We start from the raw sequence: 4890 nt of genomic DNA, 5'->3' as shown, positions 1-4890 counted from the left end.
TGAGGTGGTGATCTGGGGCAGTGGCAAGCCTCAGCGTGAATTCCTGCACGTCGACGACATGGCCGCCGCCAGCGTGCACGTGATGGAGCTGGATGATGAAACCTACCAGGCCCATACCCAGCCGATGCTTTCGCACATCAACGTCGGTACTGGCGTGGACTGCAGCATCCGCGAACTGGCGGAAACCATTGCACGGGTCACCGAATACCAGGGTGAGTTGACGTTCGACAGCAGCAAGCCGGATGGCACGCCACGCAAGCTGATGGATGTCTCGCGCCTCAAGGCACTGGGCTGGCAGTCGAGCATCAGCTTGGAAGACGGTCTGCGCGACGCCTATCGCTGGTTCGTGGAAAACCGGCACCAGGCGCGTCATTGACCGAAAGAGCTGCCGCCAGGGATGCATCTTGCGGCAGCGGACCTTTCTACCGCTGCTGTTGTCCATCCATGGCGCAAGTTTCTTCGCCGCAGTGGGCTGCCTCATCCAGGTCATCAGGATGGGCCGCTCGGTTCTATGTTTCGCCACGTCAATCGGATACTGGAGAGAGCGCTTGTTAAGGAAAGTTCTGGCGTACAAGAATCTGTTGTTCATCCTGTTACTGCTGAACTCGACCTGCTTCTTCCTGACGGATGACAAACGGGCCGGGATCGCGTACTTCCAAGAGCTGTTCCTGCTGTTGGTGGTTGCGGCAACGGCCTGTCTGTTCGTGGCGTGGAAATGGGTCTATCAGTCCAAGACGAGCCTGTGGATCATTTTCATGGGCTGCCTGTTACCGGTGATCTCGGCGGTACTCGCCAACCTGAACTTCGGTCAGCCGCTGGCGTATGGTTTGCTGGAAGAACGTCGTTTCTTCCAGTACCTGGTGTTCTTCCCGACGCTGTTCTTGTTGATCAAGGCCTCTCCCACCCAGGAAGAGCTGGCGAAGTACTTTCTTTATGTCGCACTGTTTTGCGCGACGTTGGGCTTTGCCTACTACCTGGGGATCATTCCCCAGAACCAGATTGCCTCGTTCACCGTCGATGACTGGACGCAATATGAAGACCTGCTGCGCCCGAACCGCTTCCGTATCGGCTCGCCGTTCGTGACCATTGCCGTGTTCATGGTGATGTACAGCATGAAGGACCGCGTCACGCTTGGGCGGCTGGCCGTTCTTCTCTATTTCGTCGCCTACCTGTGGTTGGTCATGCAAACACGCCAGACCATGCTGGTCTGGGCGCTGGCGGGGGTATGGATTTTCCGCAAGCGTATCGACTCGTTAATGAAGCTGAGTGCGCTGGGTGTGATGGTTCTGGTGGTGTCGTATCTGCTGGTTCCGGAGTTTTATCATGAGCAGTTCGCACGCTTCGACGCCTTGCTGTTCGATGCGACGTCCGGTCCTGGGGTGCGTGACACGACTGTTTCGGTGATTCTCGACGCTGTCAGCGCCAACAATTATTTCGGTATGGGCGCGTTGTCCCTGCAATGGAATGGCGGGTTCTCAAGGATCTATAACTCGCACTTCTATCTGGCGGATGTGGGGATTTTCGGCGTCTATCACCGTTACGGTTTCCTGACGCCGGTCGTGGTCCTGGTGTTCTATGGCGGCTTCATCTGGGTCATGCGCCAGTGTACGGACAAGGGCAACCTTCTTGCCGCATTACAGCTTTCGTTCGTGGTCAGCATGTTGAATATCACCCTGTCCAACGCGCTGACATTCTCGGGCGACGTGTATGGAATGGCTGCTGCGTTCTTCCTCTATTACGCCAAGTTGCAGACGGCGGATGCTCCTCTCAATGCAAATCTAGAACAGGTGAATTATGGTCAGTTTCAGTATCGTAACTATAAACTGGAATAATGTTGATGGCCTGAAGGAAACCTATCGGAGCCTGGCCAGCCAGACTTACCGGAACTTTCGCTGGATCGTAATTGACGGTGCGTCAAAAGATGGTAGTGGTGAGTGGCTACGAAGCCTGGACGACAGTCAGGCAGAAATCACAATAGAGCCGGACAAAGGCATCTACGATGCAATGGAAAAAGGGCGCCAAAGAGCCGTTGAGACTCCCGGCTATACCCTGTTTCTAAACAGTGGCGATTCCTTTGCTGATGCGCATGTACTTGACCGGATCAATGAAGAATTGACGAAAGCCGGCGTCAAACCAAGATTCATTTACGGCGATTTTTATCGCAAAGAAGCGAGCGGCGAGCTGAAGCGTACCGCCGCTCGGCCCATCGAGCGCGCACCGCTTGGTTTGCCGGCTAGCCATCAAACGATGTACTTCGAGAACGAGCGACTGCGGCAGTTCAAGTTCCGGTTGGATTACAAGCTGTCGGCCGATTACTGCTTGCTGCTCGAGTTTCTTCAGGGTCTGAACTTGCAGGCTGAAGTTCTTCAGTTGCCTTTCCCGCTGTGCATTTTCGATACAACCGGCGTTTCACATAAACGACGCTTCGAGGCGATTCGTGAAGACATGGATATCAGGAAGCGCTTTCTGAATTTTTCCAAACCTAATGCGTTAGCGCTCTATGTGCTGCATTATGTGCATACGCATTCCAAGCAATTGCGCGCCTCGTTGGGGCGCTGAGCAACAGGTAACCGAGCCCGGAAAATGGACTGTCAAAAGAACAGGGTGCAGGAGAAAGTTCGATGAATTACCGAAGCCTGAATGATCTGTCGCGGTTGAGTACGGAATGTGCCGGCAAAATTCCCAACGATGTCGGTCTGGTCGTCGGCATACCAAGAAGTGGGATGTTGGTCGCCAGCATCATTGCGCTGAAACATAATCTGCCGTTGACGGATCTCTACTCATTCCTGCGCAACGACGACCTGAAGAAGGGCAGCACGCGCACCTACAAGCACGCTGAACTGGTCAAACCAAGGGAGGCGAAAAAGATTCTGCTGGTCGACGACAGCATTTCATCGGCCAGGTCGATGCGTGCCGCGGAAGAACAGGTTCGCGCGGTTTATGACGGCCAGGTGGTGACGATGGCGGTGTTTGCCGAGAAACATAATCGGCACCATGTCGATTTTCATCTCGAGCTCGTCGAACAACCACGGGTCTTCGAATGGAACATCATGCACCATCCTTACCTGGCGCAAGCGTGCCTGGATATCGACGGTGTGCTCTGTGTCGATCCGACGAGTGAAGAGAACGATGACGGGCCGAGCTATCGGGAATTTCTCAGCTGCACGCACTCTTTGTTCATTCCCTCGGTCAAGGTTGCGCATTTGGTGACCAGCCGGCTGGAGAAGTATCGCGCCGAAACGGAGGACTGGCTGGAACGCAACGGCGTGCAGTACGGAACGCTGCACATGCTGGATCTGCCCACCGCTGAAGAACGCCGGCGCTTGAACATCCATCACAGGTTCAAGGCAGAGGTGTATGCCAAGCATCCGCTCACTCGGTTGTTCGTCGAAAGCGAAGTCAAGCAAGCTATCGAGATCATGCGAATCAGTGGCAAGCCGGTTTACTGCATCGAGACCAATGAAATGTATGTGCCTGGGCAGGTCTATAACCTCAAGGCCAATGCACTGCGAAAAACTTACAGTCTCAAAGCGAAACTGATTGGGAAGGCCAAGTCGATATTGAGCAGGTGGGCGCCCGTAGCGTCATTATCGAAGCGTTGAAGGCGAGGTTGGTTGTGTATCCAGGGTGTGCAACCAACCTGCCGGGCGAGTGAATACCGTCAGTGGTTAGGTCCGATGCGAGTGCAATCGCCCTGACCGACGTATTTGCTGAGTACATCCCACTGAGGGCGGTCTCGGCCGTCCTTGGTGGGTTCGACGGATAGTTTGTATTTGCCCCAGGAAGAGCCCGCCGCCCAGTAGGTAATCGGGATGCAGTACTCCTGCAGATAAGCCAGCAAGTTATCCATGGCTTCGAGGTAGCGAGGGTCATCGGCAGGAATGCCGAATTCGCCGATATGGCCTCGTTTGTCGTGCTCGACCAGCCAGTCGACAAAGGGTTTGACTCGCTTGACGCCTAGCATGGTGTCGAAGTTTTTCTCCAGCGGCTCCTTGTAGTGTCCGCTGCCGTGTTTATCGATGTACAGGTGAGCTGAAAATATCAACTTGTCGGAGGGGTCTTTCAGTTGCAACAACGGATCATTGAATTTCGGCCAGCGGTAACTGCTGGACCAGAAGTTGCCCTCGATAAGCAGGGGCCGTTTCTGGTCGTGTTTCCTGATGGCGTCGATACCAGCCTGAGCGGCAGCCGTCCAGTATTCGTCGGCGCCATGTGGCTCGTTCATGATGTCGTAGGCATAAAGGCCTTTTTCGTCTTTCCAACGCTTGGCCACACGTTCGAGCAGATCGGCATACGCCGATATTGGCACGGACTCGGTGCCGATTACCTGCTTGCGATAACGGGCATAGTTATGGATGTCGAGAATGACGCGCATATCATACTTGGCGGCTTGTTCGAAGGTCTCTTCGATCCGTTTTGCGTAGTCTTCATCCAGCTCGCCGTTCAACTCCGATTGAAGACGCTCCCACATGATGGGGAAGCGAATCGTCTTGATTCCCTTGTTCTTCCATTGTTCGAGGTAGCCCGGCTTGGGGAAGAAATAATTTGTATTGAATTTCCCGGGTATGGCATTGCCGGAAAAAGCGGCACCGCCGATGTTCAAGCCGACCAGGTCGATATTTTCCGCGTAGCTAGCGGCACTCGAGAGGGCAAGCGTGAGTCCGAGGAGCATTCCTTTTGATCGGTTCGAAGCGCTGCGTGTCCTTGACATCTCATTACCTCTTTCTGTTCTTTGGGAAGATACTGCGGCTGCTTCGTTTGTCCGGTGACGGCAGGCATTGTTCATTTTTGTCAGGCGAATCTTTCGCCTGGCGGCGCACGACCACCAAGATTGCTGTCGGGCGCCAACAACTTTTTTCACGGGTTACAGGCAGAGAATTTATTTATGGG

6 protein-coding genes are annotated in these 4890 nt (G+C 54.4%); 5 read left to right on the top strand and 1 reads right to left on the bottom strand.

Translation table 11 applies throughout. The annotated features are described in order from the left end of the window. The 4 genes from NA637_RS23985 to NA637_RS23970 all read left to right on the top strand — a co-directional run. A partial coding sequence (locus NA637_RS23985; protein WP_256075004.1) for an NAD-dependent epimerase/dehydratase family protein occupies positions 1-376 on the top strand: 376 nt, incomplete at its 5' end. 172 nt (positions 377-548) lie between these two features. Then, positions 549-1832, top strand: coding sequence for a hypothetical protein (locus tag NA637_RS23980; protein ID WP_256075002.1), 1284 nt, complete (start codon positions 549-551; stop codon positions 1830-1832). After that, positions 1795-2559 (top strand): glycosyltransferase, encoded by a 765-nt coding sequence (locus NA637_RS23975; protein ID WP_256075001.1) that lies wholly within the window; start codon positions 1795-1797, stop codon positions 2557-2559. Before NA637_RS23980 ends, NA637_RS23975 begins: the two co-directional genes overlap by 38 nt. Before the next feature lie 62 nt (positions 2560-2621). Further along, positions 2622-3602 (top strand): phosphoribosyltransferase family protein, encoded by a 981-nt coding sequence (locus tag NA637_RS23970; protein ID WP_256075000.1) that lies wholly within the window; start codon positions 2622-2624, stop codon positions 3600-3602. 59 nt (positions 3603-3661) lie between these two features. Here NA637_RS23970 and NA637_RS23965 read toward each other — a convergent pair whose 3' ends face one another. Further along, positions 3662-4672 (bottom strand): glycoside hydrolase family 5 protein, encoded by a 1011-nt coding sequence (locus tag NA637_RS23965; RefSeq protein ID WP_256074999.1) that lies wholly within the window; start codon positions 4670-4672, stop codon positions 3662-3664. 5 nt (positions 4673-4677) lie between these two features. On the opposite strand from NA637_RS23965, the gene NA637_RS23960 reads away from it, so the two are divergent. Beyond that, positions 4678-4890: hypothetical protein (locus tag NA637_RS23960; protein ID WP_256074997.1), on the top strand; the 213-nt coding region annotated here is incomplete at its 3' end.

The organism is Stutzerimonas stutzeri (genome assembly GCF_024448935.1).
Lineage (GTDB): Bacteria > Pseudomonadota > Gammaproteobacteria > Pseudomonadales > Pseudomonadaceae > Stutzerimonas > Stutzerimonas stutzeri_AO.
This window is presented reverse-complemented; position numbering and strand designations above follow the sequence as displayed.